Here is an 18,694-nt window from a genome sequence, read left to right on the forward strand (position 1 = left end):
CTTAATTGGTTAATATGCTAATGTGCCAATTAGCACATCAAATTATCATTTAACTTTAATCGCCGTCGTCGCCTTCTCCAGTCCATCAGCCGTAGCCGTCACCTTGACACCACCCGGTTCACCGTTGTTCTGCAGTACCACCAGGCACTTTCCGTAGAAAGCCTTGCGGTGGTTGTCCTTGAACTTCTCCATAGAGATGGGGCTTCCGTTATCCACTCCAGCAATGAAGCCGGCACCTTCTACGGCAAAGGTCACATCGTTTTCGGCATTCGGACACAAATTTCCATCTTTGTCCAGAATCTCAACCGTAATGAAACTCAAGTCTTTGCCATCTGCCTGAATGGTACTGCGGTCGGGGCTGAGACGAATCTGCGCAGGTTCGCCCGCTGTCCGGATTTCCTGCTCGGCCACAGTCTTTCCTTCCTTGCGGGAAACAGCCTTTACCGTACCCGGCTCATACTTCACGCGCCACATGACGTGGAAATCGTCTTTTCCCTTGCTGCGCACACCCTGCGACTTTCCATTCACGAAAAGCTCCACTTCGTCGGCATTGTTATAATATGCCCACAAATCGATGTCTTGTCCCTCCGTCCAATTCCAATGCGGGAAAAGATGCAACACCGCCTTATCCGGACGCCACTCGGACTGATACATGTAGTAGACATCCTTCGGGAAGCCGGCCAAGTCGATAATGCCAAAGTAAGAGCTGCGTGCCGGCCAACCGTAAGGAGTAGGCTCACCGATATAATCGAAGCCCGTCCAGACGTATTGTCCACTGATAAAGTCGTTGTTCTTCACATGACGCATAGTACCTTCGTGACGGTTGCCCCAAGGAACATGACAGTTGTCGTAGGAGGAGCAAGAGAACGAGGCATCATAGAAAGGCTTGTCCCAACGTTCGGGCCAGATGAACATCGAATCACTCGGCATCCGGTAGTAACCGCGTGTCATCAGGCCGGAAACACTTTCCGTTACGATGAACGGCTTACCGGGGAAGTTCACGGGAACACCTGCAAACCAGTCGTCATGGTAATTGAAGCCGATAATATCAAGCGCACCGGAACGGAACAAATGATTGTTCGGATTCGGCTCGTTGCAGCCTGCCGTCACGGGGCGCGTGGCATCGAGCTTTCTCACCATGTCCGCCAGTTTCTTTGTCAGCAGTGAGTTGACGGACATTTCTCCGTCCTTTGCCAGCATATCCGCACTATGGCCGAAGTTCAAGACCAGGTTGGCCTCTGCCAGACTCAAGGTGTCGGCTTTGGCATCCGTCCACTGCTCCAGCACTTCGTTGCCGATGCTCCACATGAAGATGGAAGGATGATTGCGGTCACGCACGATAAGGTCAGTCAAATCGCGTTCATGCCATTCGTTGAAATAGCGTGAATAGTCGTGGCGGGTCTTTTTCTTGCGCCACATGTCGAAAGTCTCGTCCATCACGATGAAGCCCATACGGTCGCAAAGGTCGAGCAGCTCCGGTGCAGGAGGGTTATGGGAACAACGGATTCCGTTGCAACCCATTTCTTTCAGAATCTCCAACTGGCGCTCGATGGCGCGCGTATTCACCGCAGCTCCCAGGCAACCCAGGTCATGATGCATGCAGACACCGTTTATCTTCACTTGTTCACCATTCAGGATAAATCCTTTTTGTGCATCGAAGCGGAAAGTACGGATGCCGGTAGGAGTATAATAACGGTCGAGTACCTCGCCGGTCTCTTTATTCTTGAGGATGCTTTCTACCTTATACATATAAGGTGCATCAATACTCCAGAGATTAGGATTCTTCAATTCTATTTCCTGCTCCATTTCTGCCGGAGCGACAGGCATCAGCTGAGCTTCCGACACAGCCTCACCCACCACATGACCGTCGGCATCCACTAACCGGGATTGCAGGACGACATCAATCAGAGGAATAATTTCCGAATCGAACACAACATATGTACCGTCGGCCTGCTGCACGGAATCTTCCGTCTGCATCTCTACATCGTACTGTAAACTGGTACGTATCTTCAACCGGGCACTGTTCTTCGACACTTCTTCTGCCGTCACGTAGGTACCCCACTGTGCCACATGCACCGGATTCAGTTTCGTCAACCACACATTACGGTAGATACCGCAACCGGAATACCAACGTGAATTGGGTTGTTCGGCATTGTCCACTCTTACAGCAATCACATTCTTCTCCCCCCATTTGATATAAGGAGTCAAATCATAACTAAACGAGATGTATCCATAGGGGCGTGTTCCCAGTTCATGCCCATTAATATAAACGGTGGAGTTCATATAGACACCATCGAAATCTATGCGATAGCGCTTGCCCTCATCGACCTTATCGGCAATAAAAGTCTTACGATACCAACCTATACCACCAGGCAGAGCACCTCCCCCTGTTCCTGACGGATTGTCCCGACTGAACTCTCCTTCAACAGCCCAATCGTGGGGCAAGTTCAGTTTCCGCCAGTCTGCGTCATTATAATCCAGACGGGCTGCCGCCGTATCATCTCCCAAGCGAAAGGCCCAGTCGGCCGTAAAATCCAAGCTACGGTCATCGCCAGCTACCTCTTTAGGAGCATTGCAACCGGCCAATAGGGACAGCCCGATGGCCAAAGACAATATGATTTTATTCATGGTAATAAATATCTAAAAGATTATCGAGTGCCTACTCCTCTCTCACAGCTATTCAGAAGTGGGGAAGTGCCCGGCACCGAGGAACGACGAGATCGGTACCGGGAAGACTTCTCTCCCTGGCACCGTCGTCTATCATTCTGATTATAATTTTACGGTTTGTGCTTTTCCGTCATACTTCACCGTTGTGCCTTTCGCCTTCAAATCGAACGGTTGCGGCTGGTCTTTGCTTACCTTCACCACATTGAAAGTACGTTCCTTCAGCATACCGGGGAAGTCACCCGTACGGTCGCCGATAACCAGTGTACCCTCAGCATCGTTATAGGCAAACGGTATAGTGGCATATTGTCCCTTCTCGTAGTTATAGTTCACACCTTCATCCTCATAGAGCGTAAACGCGCCGTCCTTACCCGTATAAACATAGAGAGTGATTTCCGAAGCCGGTTTTTCATCACTGTATTGCATATCCGGACCATAAGGTACAATGGCACCTTCGCAAACGTAGAGCGGGATACGTTCATAAGGAGCATCCACTGTCAGCTTCTGGCCACCGTCCACATACTTGCCGGAGTAGAAGTCATACCAACCGCAGCTTGCCGGGAAATAAACCTCGCGGTTGCGTGCACCGTATTCGTAAACCGGAGCCACCATCAGGGCAGAACCGAACATGAACTGGTCACCTATATTGTTGACGTTTGCATCAGCTGTGAAGTCCATTACGAGCGGACGCATGATGGTATAATCATTGAAATAAGTCATACCTGCCAAAGAATAGATATACGGCATCATGTTGTAACGCAGCTTCGTATAATAAACGATGGAGTTGTAGCACGGATGTCCTGCCGGAGCGATATTCCAAACCTCACGGTACGGATACTGGCCGTGTGCACGGAACAACGGGCAGAAAGCGCCGAACTGATACCAACGGGTATTCAACTCTCTCCATTCCTTGTAATCAGCATTTTCACGTCCAGTCTTGTTGAATTCCATCTGACCAGCCACATAACGGTTCTCTACACAGAATCCGCCGATGTCCATGGTCCAATAAGGGATACCGCTGACAGCAAAGTTCAAGCCGGCAGAGATTTGCGCTTTCATATCTTCCCAACGGGTAGCGATGTCACCACTCCAGGTGGCAGTAGAATAGCGTTGCAACCCTGCAAAGCCGGAACGTGTCAACAAGAAGACGCGCTTGTCCGGTTCCACGCCGCGCTGTCCGTCATAGATAGCTTCTGCATTCATCAGTGCGTATGCATTGAAGAACTTGGCAGAGGGGCCGAGTGCTGTCGGACCGCAAAGGTCCTTGCGGTATTGCAAATCCGTACAGTCGCGTATGTTCGGTTCGCTGGCATCCATCCACCAAGCGTCAACACCCAGAGGATAGTAGTGGTCTTGCATCTGCTTCCAGAAGAGCTTGCGTGCATCGGCATCGTATGCGTCATAGAAAGAGCCCAGATAGCCAGGACCGACCCAGTCTTTGATGCTGTCTTTGATAGCCTGCTGATACATCCAACCTTTTTCGTCAAATTCCTTGAAGTGTTCGGTCGTAGCATAGAACTTGGGCCATACGGAAATCATCAGACGTCCGTTCATGGCGTGGATGGAGTCGACCATTCCTTTCGGGTCGGGGAAACGTTCGGGATCGAACTCATGGCTTCCCCAGGAATCCTGCTTCCAGTGCAGCCAGTCGATTACGATATTGTCGATAGGAATCTGACGTTCGCGGAATTCCTTCAGCGTGGAGAGAACCTCCTCACGCGTATTGTACTTCTCACGGCTCTGCCAGTAACCCATCGCCCATTTCGGCATAATCTGGGATTTACCTGTCAATGTACGGTAGCCGCTAATCACATCGTCCATATCATCACCATAAACGAAATAGTAGTCTATTTCATTCTGCATTTCACCCCACCAGGAGAGTTTGTTCTGTTCTTCATCAGCCACCGGACTCAATACTCGCAGACCGCAGTAAGAAACACCGGCATCAGGCTTCCACTCTATCTTCAACGGAACGCGCTTGCCCGCTTCCAGATTGACAGCAAACTTATAAGTGTTAGGATTCCAAGCCGTACGCCAACGTTCGGGAACCACCAACTCATTATCAATATATACTTTCATGTAGCCTGCATAGTAAAGGATGAAGCGGAACAAGCCGCTTTCTGCCGGTTCTATTTCTCCCTCATAAACTACGTCGGACCCTCCGAACGGGAACTCCGCAGGCAAATTAATCACCTTACTCAAATGTGCGGCACGGTCCAGATGTTCAAAATAAAGAGAATCCTCACGACGTACAAGGGTTTCCACGTCTTTCTTGCCCGGAATATATGTACCGGTCAAAGCACCTTCCTTGCCCTCTTTATCATAAAGTTTGAAGACATCACCCAGCTGTGAGTAATCGCGCGGGTCACCGAAACGGCAGAGCGAATAGCTGTCCCAAAGCACACCGTAGTTCTTATTAGACACGATAAAGGGTACAGACACCTTTGTATTGTACTGGAACAGTTCCTCATTCTTACCTTTATAGTTGAACTCATCCGCCTGGTGCTGGCCCAAGCCATAGAAAGCCTCATCATTGCCTGCCGACTGGAATACTTGACGTACTGTATATCCTTTCGTACCTTCCACTTCCACCGGAGTAAAGGTCCGCCCGTCAGAGTCTTCAGCCAGAATCTGCTTGCCGTCGGCATCCGTGAAGCGTACCTCACCCGTTGTCTTGGACACAATGGCACATAATTCCGATGTCTTGACAGTCACTTCATCGCCCTGCTCTTCGACCTTAAAGTCGGTCTTATTCTGTTGAGGGATCACAATGAGACTCTGCTCCTTTGAAAATTCCTTCTCAGGAGTAGCCGATACATGAATGAGCTTCTCACCCATTACTTCCAATCTTACTTTACGCACATCCGTCGGTTGCTGCTGCTTGACTTCCACAACAACACCATTCTCGGTCTTTTGGAATCCGCCTCCGGAACATGCGGCGAGCATCCATCCGGCAAGCAAATAAACTGAAGTGTTTTTCAATTTCATATTACTGTTTTTAAAGTGAATTTTCTCCGATGTAAAAATAGAAAGTTTCCTTCAAAAACGGGTCTCCCCGATGTTGAAACAAAAGGGCGCTTTTGATTACCCTAAAAGACAATATGTTTCCGTAAGGGGTATCTTTTGTTATCTACCCTCTCTTTCCTGATAAACAGAGGGCAAAACACCGAATTCATCCTTGAAATATTTGCTGAAATACTTGGGGTTGTTAAAGCCCAACTGATACGCTATCTCCGATACATTTTGCTGACTCTCGCGCAGCATCTGCGCCGCTCTTTTCAGACGGATGACACGGATAAATTCAATAGGTGTCTTACCGGTTATCTGCAAGAGTTTCTTGTAAAGATGTACCCGGCTCATACCCAACCCCCGACTCAACTCTTCTACGGACAAGTCACACCGACCGATGTTCGCCTCCACATATTTGATGGCATTTTCCACCAGCTTTTCATCCAACGAAGTAATGGCTATTTCACTTGGTTCGGGGTCAATGAGCGACTTTGCCTTGCGCTTCTTGCTCAGGTCAATCAACTTGCGCATACGCAGAATAAGGATTTCCACATTGAAAGGTTTCGTCACATAATCATCCGCACCGATGGTCAACCCCTCCACTTTATCTTCCACAGCCTGCCGTGCAGTGAGTAATATCATCGGAATGTCACTCGTGCGTTTATCGGTCTTCACCCAGCGGCACAATTCATTCCCATCCATCTCGGGCATCATTACGTCGCTGACAATAATATCCGGCATCAGTTCCGATATTTTCTGCCAAGCTTCCCGACCATTGGAAGCTGACTGTATACGGAAATACAAGCTCAGACTATCTTTCATGAAGGCAACCAAATCTTCATTATCATCCACAATCAGGGCCAACGGCTTTTCTTTTTCATCTTCATTATCCTCCATATCGTCCAGCAAATCAACCGAAAGCGCTTCCTCTTCCATACCCGGCAAAAGTTCCTCATGCTCTTCCACCTCTTCTGTAAGCGGTGCAGGCTTGGGAGGACTTACACGTACATGTTTAACCGGGAGCTCAACCAGAAACACACTACCGGAACCCACATTGTCGACAACGCGCACCGTACCCTCATGCAGCGTCACAAAGTCGCGTACCAGGCTCAAGCCAATACCGCTACCCGTTGACTGGTGCTCCGGTTCTTCCTGCTCCACCTGATAGAAACGTTCAAAAATCCGCTCCTTGTCTTCATCCCTGATACCGACACCGGTATCCGATACCTTTATCAGCAATCTTCCGGACATCTCTTTCGACATTTCCAATGCCACATCCACACGTCCCCCGTCCGGAGTAAATTTGAAAGCATTGGACAGAAGATTCATCACAACTTTACCAATTTTATCCTCGTCGAATGACATATTCAGCGATTCCATGGCCGAAAAGAATGTCAGATGCACATGTTTCTTTTCAGAAAGCATCAGGAAAGAAGCACAGATGCTACGCACATACGCCACAATATCCCCCTCGGACAAAGTGAGATGCAATCCTGCCATCTCATTCTTACGGAAATCGAGCAACTGGTTGACCAGATTCAACAAACGCTGCGCATTGCGGTACATCAGTTGTAGCTTGCCATGCAGTTTTTCGTCCGTAATCTCCTTCATCATACTTTCCATCGGCGATATAATCAGCGTAAGCGGCGTACGCAACTCATGGCTGACATTCGTAAAAAAGCGGAATTTCATCTGGCTCAACTCCTCCCTCTTCTTCGCATCTTCCTCTATCTGGCGGATTCTGAACTTATTACGTTCCCTCCGTTGTACGGCATAAAGTGAAAAGGAAACAACTCCTACTATCAGAAGAGCATAAACGATATATGCCCACGGAGTCATCCAGAAAGGCGGAAGAATGACAATCTTGAGCGAAGCCTCTTCAGTACCCGCATATCCGTCACTGTTTGTAGCCTTCACTTTTAAAATGTAAGTCCCCGGAGCCAGATTGGTATAGGTAACGCGATGCATATCGGACATACTCGTCAGCCAGTTCTCATTAAACCCTTCCAATTTATAGAAATACTGTGTCTTTTCGGGCAGCACGAAATTGTCCGACGCGAACAGCACCGTGAACACATTCTGCTTATAAGCCAAGACAACTTCTTCTGTTTCATTCAAAGCTTCCTTCAAGATGACACGTCCTGCATACTCCTTGCCCACCTTCACGTCTTCATTGAACAACTGGAAACCGGTAAACATAACCTTGGGCAACGTACGGTTATACTTTATGTTGCCCGGCTGGAAGCGATTCAGCCCATACAGTCCTCCCACTACAATCTCGCCCGTATGCAGTCGTTTGAGGGAACGCTGGTTGAAGTCACAACTCTGCAACCCGTCCTTGTCATTATAGGTATAGCAACGGAACACGGGCTGCTCCGTCTTGCTGTCAACGGACAACACCACGTTTATCAGTTCTCCTCCGGTGCTGATCCATATACTTTTGTTTTCATCTTCCGTAATACCTAATATCAATAGTTTGGAGAAACCGGGTTTGATAGGCACTTCGTACAATTCATCCCGTTTGCTGTCATATACATTCAAGCCTTCACGCGTGGCTATCCATAACAAACCGCGACTATCTTCGTAAACTTGATTGATATTTTGGTTGGAAAGTCTGGTCTTACCCGATTTTGTACCTGCAAAATTTGTAATCTCGCCGGTCCTCAGGTCCATGAAAGCCATCCCTGCCGAAGTACCGATAATCAGATTATTGTCACAGCTGATGCAGAGGGATGAGATATAGTCCGACACAAGGTTTGAATTACCTGTAGAATAGGTGGTAAATATCCCCGTCTGAGGATTCAGGCATTGCAATCCTCCCCCCAACGTACCGATCCAGATATTTTTGTCCGCATCTTCTGCCAATGCCCATACATTGTCATAGACCAGCGAGTTACTGTCTCCCTTACGGGACCGGTAATGGATAAAGCGGTTTCCATCATAGCAATTCAGTCCGCCCCAGAAAGTACCAGCCCACACTCTGCCGCTACTGTCCCGAAGAAGGCAGACTATGACATCACTCGAGATAGAGCGGGGATCTGCCGTATGCGAAAAAAACATACGTTCATCCGTCACGCTATTCCAGCGAATCAACCCGCGGTCGTTGGTCCCCACCCATACGATATCACCGCCTCCGTCCTCCACACAATTGATGTCGCCTACATCGGCAATGCCGAATTTGAAGACACTTTCATTATAGAAAGAGACGCCCTTCTTGTAGGTTCCCACCCACATCGTACCGGCCTCATCTTCATAAAGAGCCGTTATTGTATTGTTGGACAGAGTACGCCCGTTATTAGGATCGTTCGCCAGACGGATTTTCCGTCCCGCCGGTTCTATCAATTCAACGCCATCCTGATCCCTGCCTACCCATATACATCCGTATTTATCCTGTGCCACTGCACGTACGGTATTGTAGGTGTCCGTTCGGGGAGAACGCTGTTCCCAAACCTTCCGAGAAAGGCTATAAATCCACATCCCCTCCACACTGAATATCCACGCCCGCCCACTATGGTCGACAAACAAATCAAAGGTAGCATTCTTTACTTCCCTGCAATCTTCGGCAATGTCCGGATTGGTCCACTTGATATTTTGCTTTTCCTCATCTATACAAACCAAGATACCGTTACTCAAAACCAACAGGATTCCTTCGCCGCATTCTTTCATGTCGGACACTTCGGCTTTCGCAAGCAGTTCATCCGCCTCCTTTACTGCCACGGCATTTTTCTGTCCTTCTCTATAGCTGTAAACACCTTTACCATTAATATAGATCCAGAAAGTCTTTTCCTTATCAATATAGATAAGCGAAGGATTTCCGGTCAGACCGACGTTCCACATCCAAGCTTCCACATTACGGTCAAAAACATCGGAAGCCGAGTTGTAAATGGCATACCCACTTCCCGTACGTATCCACAAATTACCGGACGCATCTTCTTGTATATCCTCGACATAACTATCGGGAAGAGATTTCTCGTCATCTTTCTGGCTGCGATAAATCTTTATATTGTAACCATCATAGCGGTTCAGCCCCGAAGCTGTACCAAACCACATGAATCCGTTTGAATCTTTATAAATAGCATTAACCTGATTATTGGAAAGTCCGTCTTTCACTTCCAAATGTTTAAACATGTAGTCATGTGAAGCAGCAGAGAAACATACCATCCAAACCCACAAGAGCAGTAGTTGCAGTCTTTTCATACTATCAGAGCTAAGGGAAGTTATTTTTGTTGCAAATGAAGTGAAAAACGAACAGAAAAGCAAGGAAAGACAAGGATTTTTAAAGAAGGAGAAGCATATCCCTCGCGGACATACTTCTCCGTAACCAATCAAAAAAACTATATCAACAATCCTTGTAACCTATAAAACCTATTTGTATGATACTTTTAAAAACTGTCTTTTATTCTATCCACCACTCAATCAATAAGGGTATTGACCGGCTGCGGCTCCCTTCATGATGCCCTCAATGGCATAAGCCTCCTTCGCCGTACCCGTACCACGGTTCATGTCACCGCCGGTTTCCCAATAAAAGGGGACACAACCGTGGTTTTTCGCCTCTCGGGTGACTACCTCATTCCAATAGGAGCGGCTCTTGTTATGCATCTCCTGGTCAATATCAGGATAGGCAAGTTCAGAAGTCCCCTCTATCTTGTCTTCTTTTGCCCGCTTCATGGCACTATACTCGCCTACAATCACAGGAATTCCCTTATCTGCATAGGCCGTTTTCATCTTCTGGAATTGCTGCTTCACATAATCTTCTTCGTAACCGGTGGCATTATGAATGGAACCGGATACATGATTATCCTTACCCCAATAAAGGAATACATTGCTCCAGGTTTCGTCATGGTTCATCATGGTGAACTGATAGGGATCATAGAAGTGAACTTCCACCATCAGACGGTCGGGTACCTCATCCTTGGGCATCGTGTAGTCATTCACCGTCTTGTCAATATTGGTATAAGGACCTTGCACAATCAGACAACGGCTCGCATTATTTCCTCCGGTGGCACGCACGGCATCAATGAAGGTCTGTTCGTATTTCAAGATGACATCTATGGCCGATGTGCCAACGTTCCCCTGGTCTTGCTGTCCGGGTTCGTTACATCCGGCAAAGAGCAGGTGTTCGTCATAAGCATTCAGTTTATTGGCAATCTGTGTCCAGATAGCTTTCTGCTTGGCATCTACTTCGCTGCTGTAACCATGGGTGATACTCTCTTCAAGCCAACCGCCATCCCAATGGATATTGACAATGGCATACATATCATTGGCTACACAGTAGCCCACCACTTCGCTCACCCGGTCGAGCCATGCAGCATCTATCTCATAGGTCGATGGATTCACAATGTAGTAATCCCACGCGCAAGGGATGCGCACCGCATTAAATCCCAATGCCTTCAGCCCTTTGATATATGCCTCACTCACTTTAGGATTTCCCCATAACGTTTCGCTCGCTATCTTGTTCTTGTTATCACAAGCTTCCAGCGTGTTGCCGATATTGATACCTGCATACATCTTGGCGGCAAGTGTCCTGGCATCGCTTTCCATATTGCCGGTTTCGCCCGCACCCTGCTTTACGGCCACAGTCTCCGTCAGGCTACCCAAAGTAAAAGAGATATGGCCTTCGCGCGCTCCCAAAGGATTGGGAGAGACGGTAAACTTGAAAATCTTGTCTTCCATGGCACGGGTATTGACCGCCTTTATCCAAGAAACATCGGAAACGGCTTGTACGTCACCATTGGTTTCCACCACCACAGAAACATCTCCTCCCGCAGCTGGCAGGTCGAAAGAGGTAGAGTTGGATATGATTAATCCGTCCGCAGCCGTTTGTTTCACTGTGAAGCTCCCTACTTCGCTGCCTCCGGCTTTCACCGTTACCTTGGCTTCACGGTCACTCGTGTCCGTATTGGCTTCTGCCATAACGGTATACTTCAAAATACTACTCGAAGCAGAACTTTCGGCAGTAACCTTACACCACTCCGGTGCACTGCTGGTAACTTCCAATGCAACGTTCGACTTGATGTTCAGCGTACTTGTTCCTCCGGTCTTGGAGAAAGTCATTCCATCCGTCAGAATGTTCGCGGGAATCGTTATTTCTGGAGTCACAGTATCATCATTGCCGGAACATGCGGCAACGAAAGAAGAGAAAAGCAGTGCCGACAGCACCAGGCAAATTTGGAATTTTTCAATGATATTCTTCATCATGTCTTTACGTATTAAAAATAATGGTTAAATCAGTGAGAGCAAAAGTAGCGGAAAAGGCGGAAAACACACCGATGCCATGTTATCTGCAACGGTATCATTTGTTTCCGAATAGGGCTCAAAAGTTATCATTGAATGACATCAGACACATCCGGCTTGCTTGAACCGAAAGAATACTTTATTTTTGTGTATAAACACTTCCTTCAACTACCCTGATTCATATATCTGATAAACTATTTAAAATACAATGCATTTATGAGAAAGATGATGTTACTTTTAGGACTGGCGCTCAGCCTGTCCTGCTTTTCACAAAACCGGCAAGGTTATCAAAATCCCGTTATTCCCGGTTTCCATCCCGACCCGAGTATCTGCCGCGCAGGAGATGACTTTTATCTGGTCAACAGTAGTTTCCAATATTTCCCGGGCGTACCGTTGTTCCACAGCAAAGACCTCATCAACTGGGAACAAATCGGACACTGCCTGACGCGCCCCTCACAACTGCCGCTTCACGACGCCGGCCCATGGGGAGGAATCTATGCACCTACCATCCGCTACAACAGCGGTACATTCTACATGATTACCACCAACGTGTCCGACAAAGGCAACTTCCTTGTACACACTACCGACCCGCGTGGCGAATGGTCAGAACCCGTATGGCTCAAGCAAGGCGGTATAGACCCGTCCCTCTATTTTGAAGACGACAAGTGTTACCTTGTCAGCAATCCGGGCGTAGGTATCTATCTGTGCGAAATCAACCCCAAAACCGGCGAACAACTCAACGAGTCCAAACGCATCTGGAACGGCACGGGCGGACGGCACCCTGAAGGGCCGCATATTTACAAGAAAGACGGCTGGTATTATCTGCTGATTTCCGAAGGCGGCACGGAATACGGCCACAAAGTGACAATAGCCCGTAGCCGCGATATAGACGGCCCGTACGAAGAGAATCCCGCCAATCCCATCCTGACCCACATCAACAAGAATGCACAAAACAGCCCGATACAAGGAACCGGCCATGCCGACCTGATACAAGCCCCTGACGGTTCGTGGTGGATGGTGTGTCTCGCTTTCCGTCCGCAAAGCGGCAACCATCACCTGCTGGGACGCGAAACGTTCCTTGCTCCCGTGCGCTGGGACAAGAATGCCTGGCCGGTAGTAAACGGAGATGGCACAATAGCCCTGCAAATGGATGTGCCAACCCTACCGCAATATCCTCTTGCCCCCAAGCCTGCACGCACCGATTTCAAAAACGGCAAATTAGGTCCCGAATGGGTTCATATCAGAAACTATCATCCGGAAAACTATACCTTTGCTTCCGGTAACCTCCGTCTGAAAGCAACCCCCGTAAACCTGAACAACGGGAAAGGCAGTCCTACTTTTGCCGGCCGCCGGCAAGAACATATCGACTTCACAGCCACCACTTCCATGCAACTGAAAAAAGCCGCCAGTGGCGACGAAGCCGGCCTGACGGTCTACATGTTCGAATCATCCCATTACGATTTATTAGTCAAGCAATTGGCAGACGGGAAACAAGCTGTAGTATTGCGCTACCAATTGAATGAATTGACCCATACGGAAAAGGAAGTTATTCTGCCCCAGGGGAAAGTACAACTCCGTGTAAAAGGCAGCAACGAAATCTATTCGTTCGAGTATGCCACAAACGGAAAGGACTTCAAAGAACTGGGCCGAATGAATACGCGCTATATCAGTACAGAAACTGCCGGTGGCTTTACGGGAATCATGCTGGGATTGTATGCCGTCTCCGGTTCTCAAACCTCAAAAGCATATGCAGACTTTGAATACTTTGATTACGAAGGAAAATAGCAGCCAATCTTAGAGAAAGCCCCTGCTTTTCTCCGCTTCCGCCCTTTTGTCTGTCCGGTTCAGTACAAAGATTCATGAACGGCCCACTTAGGTGAACAAGTTTGTTCACCTAAGTGGGCTGATTTGTTCACTACTATGAACAAGGCGGACCACTTTAGTGGAGATACCATAAAATCACTATGTTTATCGCAATAAGTACCCATCCCGTCCGAACAAAGTACAAGGCAAAGAGCTATCAAAGCGCCGCCTTACGGACCACCTCCTTTATTTTATTCTCTCTATGGTTCTTCAATCTATATCAGAACGATGCACACCGGTGAGGGCAAAACAAAAAATCCGGGATGGCCTGCATCCCGGATTTCCTATCTAACCAGTATATTTCCGTCTATCCCTCTTACCATTCAGGAACAGAGAAAAGAGTGTGGAACGTGAACTTCACTTCCATAGAACTGCTGAAACCAAGTTCCTTGATAACATCACCATCAGGAGTACCGAAAGCGCACCCTTTATCCTTTGTTGTCCCATAGCAATTCCAAAGTTCCAGACGATACTTCGGGGATTCATTGGCATCGAGCACTTTGGATGCATCAAATGTCACTTCCTTGCCATCCAGATAGAGGTTGTCAAGTGTGGCATGTAAACCGGGGAAATACTTGTAAATGTCAGCCACTTCAACGAAGGTCATGATGGAACCTGCCGCATAGTCGGCAGATTCGTACTTAATGTCGAACTGAGAAGCCACAAGGCTGTACTGGAAGTTCTCGTATTTCACCTCGAACGTAGCTCCTGCGTTATATCCCCATGCACTTCCCCAATCCGGATTGACAGTAACCAGATTGGGCGTATAAATACCTGCACCGGTACCGTCGGTAATGACGGTGCAGACAATCTCAAGCTTCTCCTTGAAATGGATGGCAGGCTCGGTACCTTGATTTTCTACATTGCTGAACGGACTGAGAGGAACAGCATTGCCTACAGAACCCGCCCCATAAGCATTGAACAACTGAACACGGTACTTGCCGTTTCCTTCAATGTCGCCATAATAGAAGCGGTTGGCATCAAACCGGATGGAAGTACCGTCCAGCTTGATGTCGTCAATGCGTACAAACGAATTGGGATAGCGCTTCGCCATACCGGCAAAGTCAAGCGTAAACACCATAGCATCGGTACAAGTTCCCTCGAAAACAAACGTGTGCTGTCCAGCCAAGTCTTCGGGTGAAATGGCTACAAGCAGTGCATCCCAACTTCCTGCCCATGATGAATCGGCGATATTGAGCAATACAGGAACCTGCGCATCGGCATCGGCCTTGGCCTGGCTGTAATAGTTCAACGAATAGCCATAGTCGCCATCGGGCAGGGCAATCTGCAAGCCGTCGGCAGTCAACGACAGAATGTTCAGCTTACCACTCTTCGTGCCAATCCAAGTATTGGCACAAAGCACATCTATGTCGATGTCAATCACTTTATTCGCCTCGTCAATCGTAAACTTACCGGTTTCATCGGTCACGGTACCGTCTTCGGCAATACGATGAATATTCACCGTACCGTCCTCCTTGAGCTCCATATAACCATAGTCCTTTCCGTAAGTATAACCTATCCAGCCATTATCCGTACCCATCTCCCAATGAATCTGCTGTTCAATGTTGGGTTGTCCGTTGGAAACTGTGCTCCAGTTGTCCGTAACACCCCACTGCGTGAAAGGTCCTTCAAACACGTGCTGCTTACCGTCCTGGCCATTGTCAAGATACCACTTCTGATAGAGCAGAGCCTTGTTGAACGGTACGTTCTTGGCTGTGGAAACAGCGCGTACAGCCATACCTTGATAAACTGCGGCAGTGATACGGTGATTGACAGAAGCTGCAAACTGGTAACCTACCGCAAATTCTGTATTGGAAGAGTTGACAGTACCGGTGAGGTAATATCCTTCAGTACCCAGCGCCGTCACATCGTTTGCCACACGCGTACCGGCTGCAGGCAGGAAGATGGAATTACCATTAGGACCGGTGAACTTGAAACCTGTCACTCCATTCTGCTCAGTCCACTCTTTCTGGCACAACGTGAAGAGTTCCTCGAAATCATCGGCAGTAGGCAGTGTGGCACGCCCTTGAAATGCACGGAAAGCCAAGTCGGAAGCCGTTTTATAAGTATCGGCCGAAGCATAGTCGGCAGGGTCGATGCTATTGTTGCATCCGGTCAGGTCACCGAATCCGAAAAGGCCACCCAGTCCAGTCTCGCTCTTGGCACCCACATTGAAGCGAGCCCACTTCACGGAGAGTCCCAGGTCGACAAGGTCATTGTCGAGATCGAAGTCATAGGCAGGAGTAGTGAAGCTCTTCACCTCACCATACACAATGCCGCTACCCAGATTGAGGTAAGCCGCATAATAGTATTGCGTTTCGGGCACCAACCCTTCATGGACGAATGAATAGCTGTCCTTAAGTTCCTCACTCTTCACTATAAGGCCTGCACGAACCGCTTCTACATCGGATGAAGTAGAGATAACAACACCACAAGTAGCATCGGCCGTAGCATCGGTCAATGTCCCACCCAATACAGCCGAGGCGAAGTCGACAGATGCGGCATCGGCAGTAGCCACCTTGGCATCGGTGGTGAGCAAGCTTTTCACCTCACCTTTGTAATACACCTTACCCTGCAAGCATACATAAGCCTGATAATAGAGCGTAGAGTTATTGTTCAACCCGTTCAACTGAGCACTGAAGGCGCTACCGTCATAAGCAGCCTGCACGTCCTCGGGCAGGTTGTCTTGCGCAAAACCATAGAAGAAGCCGGTCTTATAGCTTCCGGCATCCATGCCATCCAACCCGGAGAGCGTGGCATGGAGTGTAGCGGTAGTGGCGGTCACATCGGACGACCCCGTCACCACCGACGATTCGTTCAGAATCGGGGTGGTGTGGATAGTATAGTCGTCATCTTCATTGCACGAAGCCAGCGAAAGGCCCAGTGCAAGTGAAAGTATTCCTAAATATATCTTTGTCTTCATATATACTAAATTCATTTAAGTGGTTATTCAATGGTCATCGAAATTATCTCAACCTTCACATCCGGCTGTCCGTCTTCGGTGGCAGCCACAGTAGCAAGTCCCTTATTCTGGATACCGATACAGATACAACTGCTTCCTTCGTAAGTCACAGTGGCACCGGTGGTATTGGTCACGGACACAGTCTGTACAGCTCCTTCGGCAGTATCAAAGGCCACGGCATGAGCCAAGTTGTAGCAGTCATCTTCCCAAGCATTTCCGATGTTATTGTCCATAATCACGGTCTTAGGAGTCGCGCCCTCGTTCCAAGTGATTCCACTCAGCACTTTGTACTGTATCTTCAGCGTCTGGTTCTTTTTCAACTTCACCTTCGTGATGTCGATCGGCCATCCCGCGTCACCACCGCCCCAAGGATTGTAGAACTGCAAGCGCAAACGATCGGGATTTCCGTCACCGAAAAGAATTTGTACCTTGCTGTTGTCTACCTTGATTTCAGTAGGCCCGGTAGGTCCGGTAGCGATAGGTTTGTAGTTGAGGTTGGCACAAAGATAAGAATCCACGGCTCCCTTGTCATTGGTCGTTGCAGGCACACCCATCTGGAAAGAGCTGGTGACATCGCAAGCCATTACGGTAAACTCGCTTCCCTTCACTTCCACCGTGCGCTTATCACCGGTAGCGGTGAGGACGGTTATCTCAACCGGATTGCCGTCGGCATCCATAAATTTCAATTTGCCGTCTTCAATGGCAAGCTTACCGGCATTGGTACCGTCATCCCATTTGTAGCCATCGGCCGTGCTGCTCAATACCAGCTCATAGTCGGCAATGGAAGCATCGGCCACAGGTGCCCATGAAGAACCGTACTGTCCCTTCACTACGCTTTCCCAAGCAGCAGAACCACCATTCCACCATGTCCAGTCATAAGGTTCTTCATCATTGATGAGGAAGCGTGCCTCATTGCCCACATAGGTGACACCGTTGATTTCAGTAGTGAACAGTTTGGTTGCCAAATCTTCAATGGCAGGCTGTTGTACTTCGGCAGGCTGAAGCAAACCCGGATCTTCAGTCGGTATGATACTGGGGTCATTATAAGCCTCTTCGGAAATGAAGTTCCACACCAGCCACCACGGACCTTCGCTATTGGTACGCATCGTAGCTACCTGCAGCAGATAAGGAGTACATTCTATAATCTTGATGTCGTTGGTATAGTTGGAACAGACATCATCAAAACCCTCGTTATGCAATGAATAGGTACCGCCATAGAAAGATATGACAGGGCGTTTCGGGTCAGACACATTCAAGTTGAAAGTTCCGGTGGCATCCGTCGTGCCCGAAGCAGCCACCCGATGAAGTTCCACCGTACAGCCTTTCACAGCATCCAGGCCGAAAGTGATGTACGACTGGAAATAGGGGTCGTCTGCCGGAATGAGCCACGATTGGATACCCGGATCCCAGTTGGGAGCCCAATTGGCGCTACCAATCATAAGGTCGGTAATATTGCTTCCATCATTTTTCACATCAGTGTGGCTCATGTACATCACCGGTCCCGAACAACGGCCAATACCAAAGTTCTTGTCAATGGGAACCCACTTACGGCTCTTGCCCACTCCACCTGCAAGGTTAGCCCAGATAGGGTCTTCGAGCATGGCAAAGTTATTGGTCTCTACCTTGAAGGTATATGGTTCGCCATATACCGGACCTGCCGGTGTGGAAGCGCCGAAAGTCACGCTATATTCTCCGGCAAAAGGAAGTGCCAAGTCAAGAGTGGTCTTTTGAGAAGGACCGCTTGGAGTGACCCACAAGGGAGTGGCTCCCTTGATGAGCGAAGTCAGATGAATCGTATTAGGATCATTGGCATCAGGGGTCACCGTATAGGCGATACCTTCCACCAAATCATCGGAAACATAGGTTTTTGCCCCCATCTCGTACTCTTCGGGCGAGCAAGCGGAAAATATCAAAGCCGCTCCTGCCAATATGGAAAAGAATGATTTAAGTCTCATATCTTAT

At 48.6% G+C, this 18,694-nt stretch carries 7 protein-coding genes; 1 reads left to right on the forward strand and 6 read right to left on the reverse strand.

The window, feature by feature from the left end; all coding sequences use genetic code 11:
* Positions 1 to 45: 45 nt before the first annotated feature.
* The 4 genes from DXD65_RS13145 to DXD65_RS13160 all read right to left on the reverse strand — a co-directional run bounded on the left by DXD65_RS13145 (position 46) and on the right by DXD65_RS13160 (position 11,871).
* Positions 46 to 2,628, reverse strand: coding sequence for a glycoside hydrolase family 2 TIM barrel-domain containing protein (locus tag DXD65_RS13145; protein WP_117887716.1), 2,583 nt, complete (start codon positions 2,626 to 2,628; stop codon positions 46 to 48).
* A 141-nt stretch (positions 2,629 to 2,769) separates the two neighbouring features.
* Positions 2,770 to 5,652: a TIM-barrel domain-containing protein gene (locus tag DXD65_RS13150; protein ID WP_035447717.1), complete on the reverse strand. Its 2,883-nt coding sequence runs from the start codon at positions 5,650 to 5,652 to the stop codon at positions 2,770 to 2,772.
* A gap of 138 nt (positions 5,653 to 5,790) precedes the next feature.
* Positions 5,791 to 9,870 carry a hybrid sensor histidine kinase/response regulator transcription factor gene (locus DXD65_RS13155; RefSeq protein WP_172679949.1) on the reverse strand — a complete coding sequence of 1,360 codons (4,080 nt, stop codon included), beginning with the start codon at positions 9,868 to 9,870 and terminating at the stop codon, positions 5,791 to 5,793.
* Between the two features lie 219 nt (positions 9,871 to 10,089).
* Positions 10,090 to 11,871 carry a cellulase family glycosylhydrolase gene (locus DXD65_RS13160; protein WP_005833637.1) on the reverse strand — a complete coding sequence of 594 codons (1,782 nt, stop codon included), beginning with the start codon at positions 11,869 to 11,871 and terminating at the stop codon, positions 10,090 to 10,092.
* Positions 11,872 to 12,123: 252 nt separating this feature from the next.
* On the opposite strand from DXD65_RS13160, the gene DXD65_RS13165 reads away from it, so the two are divergent.
* A complete protein-coding gene (locus tag DXD65_RS13165; protein WP_035447716.1) occupies positions 12,124 to 13,692 on the forward strand; it encodes a glycoside hydrolase family 43 protein in 1,569 nt (522 codons plus the stop codon).
* Positions 13,693 to 14,086: 394 nt separating this feature from the next.
* Here DXD65_RS13165 and DXD65_RS13170 read toward each other — a convergent pair whose 3' ends face one another.
* Complete coding sequence (locus tag DXD65_RS13170) at positions 14,087 to 16,708, reverse strand: hypothetical protein (RefSeq protein ID WP_035447715.1); 2,622 nt, start codon at positions 16,706 to 16,708, stop codon at positions 14,087 to 14,089.
* Positions 16,709 to 16,716: 8 nt separating this feature from the next.
* A complete protein-coding gene (locus tag DXD65_RS13175) occupies positions 16,717 to 18,687 on the reverse strand; it encodes a hypothetical protein (RefSeq protein ID WP_005824411.1) in 1,971 nt (656 codons plus the stop codon).
* Positions 18,688 to 18,694 lie beyond the last annotated feature (7 nt).

Origin of the sequence: Bacteroides sp. 4_1_36 (assembly GCF_003466325.1) — a bacterium.
Taxonomy (GTDB): domain Bacteria; phylum Bacteroidota; class Bacteroidia; order Bacteroidales; family Bacteroidaceae; genus Bacteroides; species Bacteroides uniformis.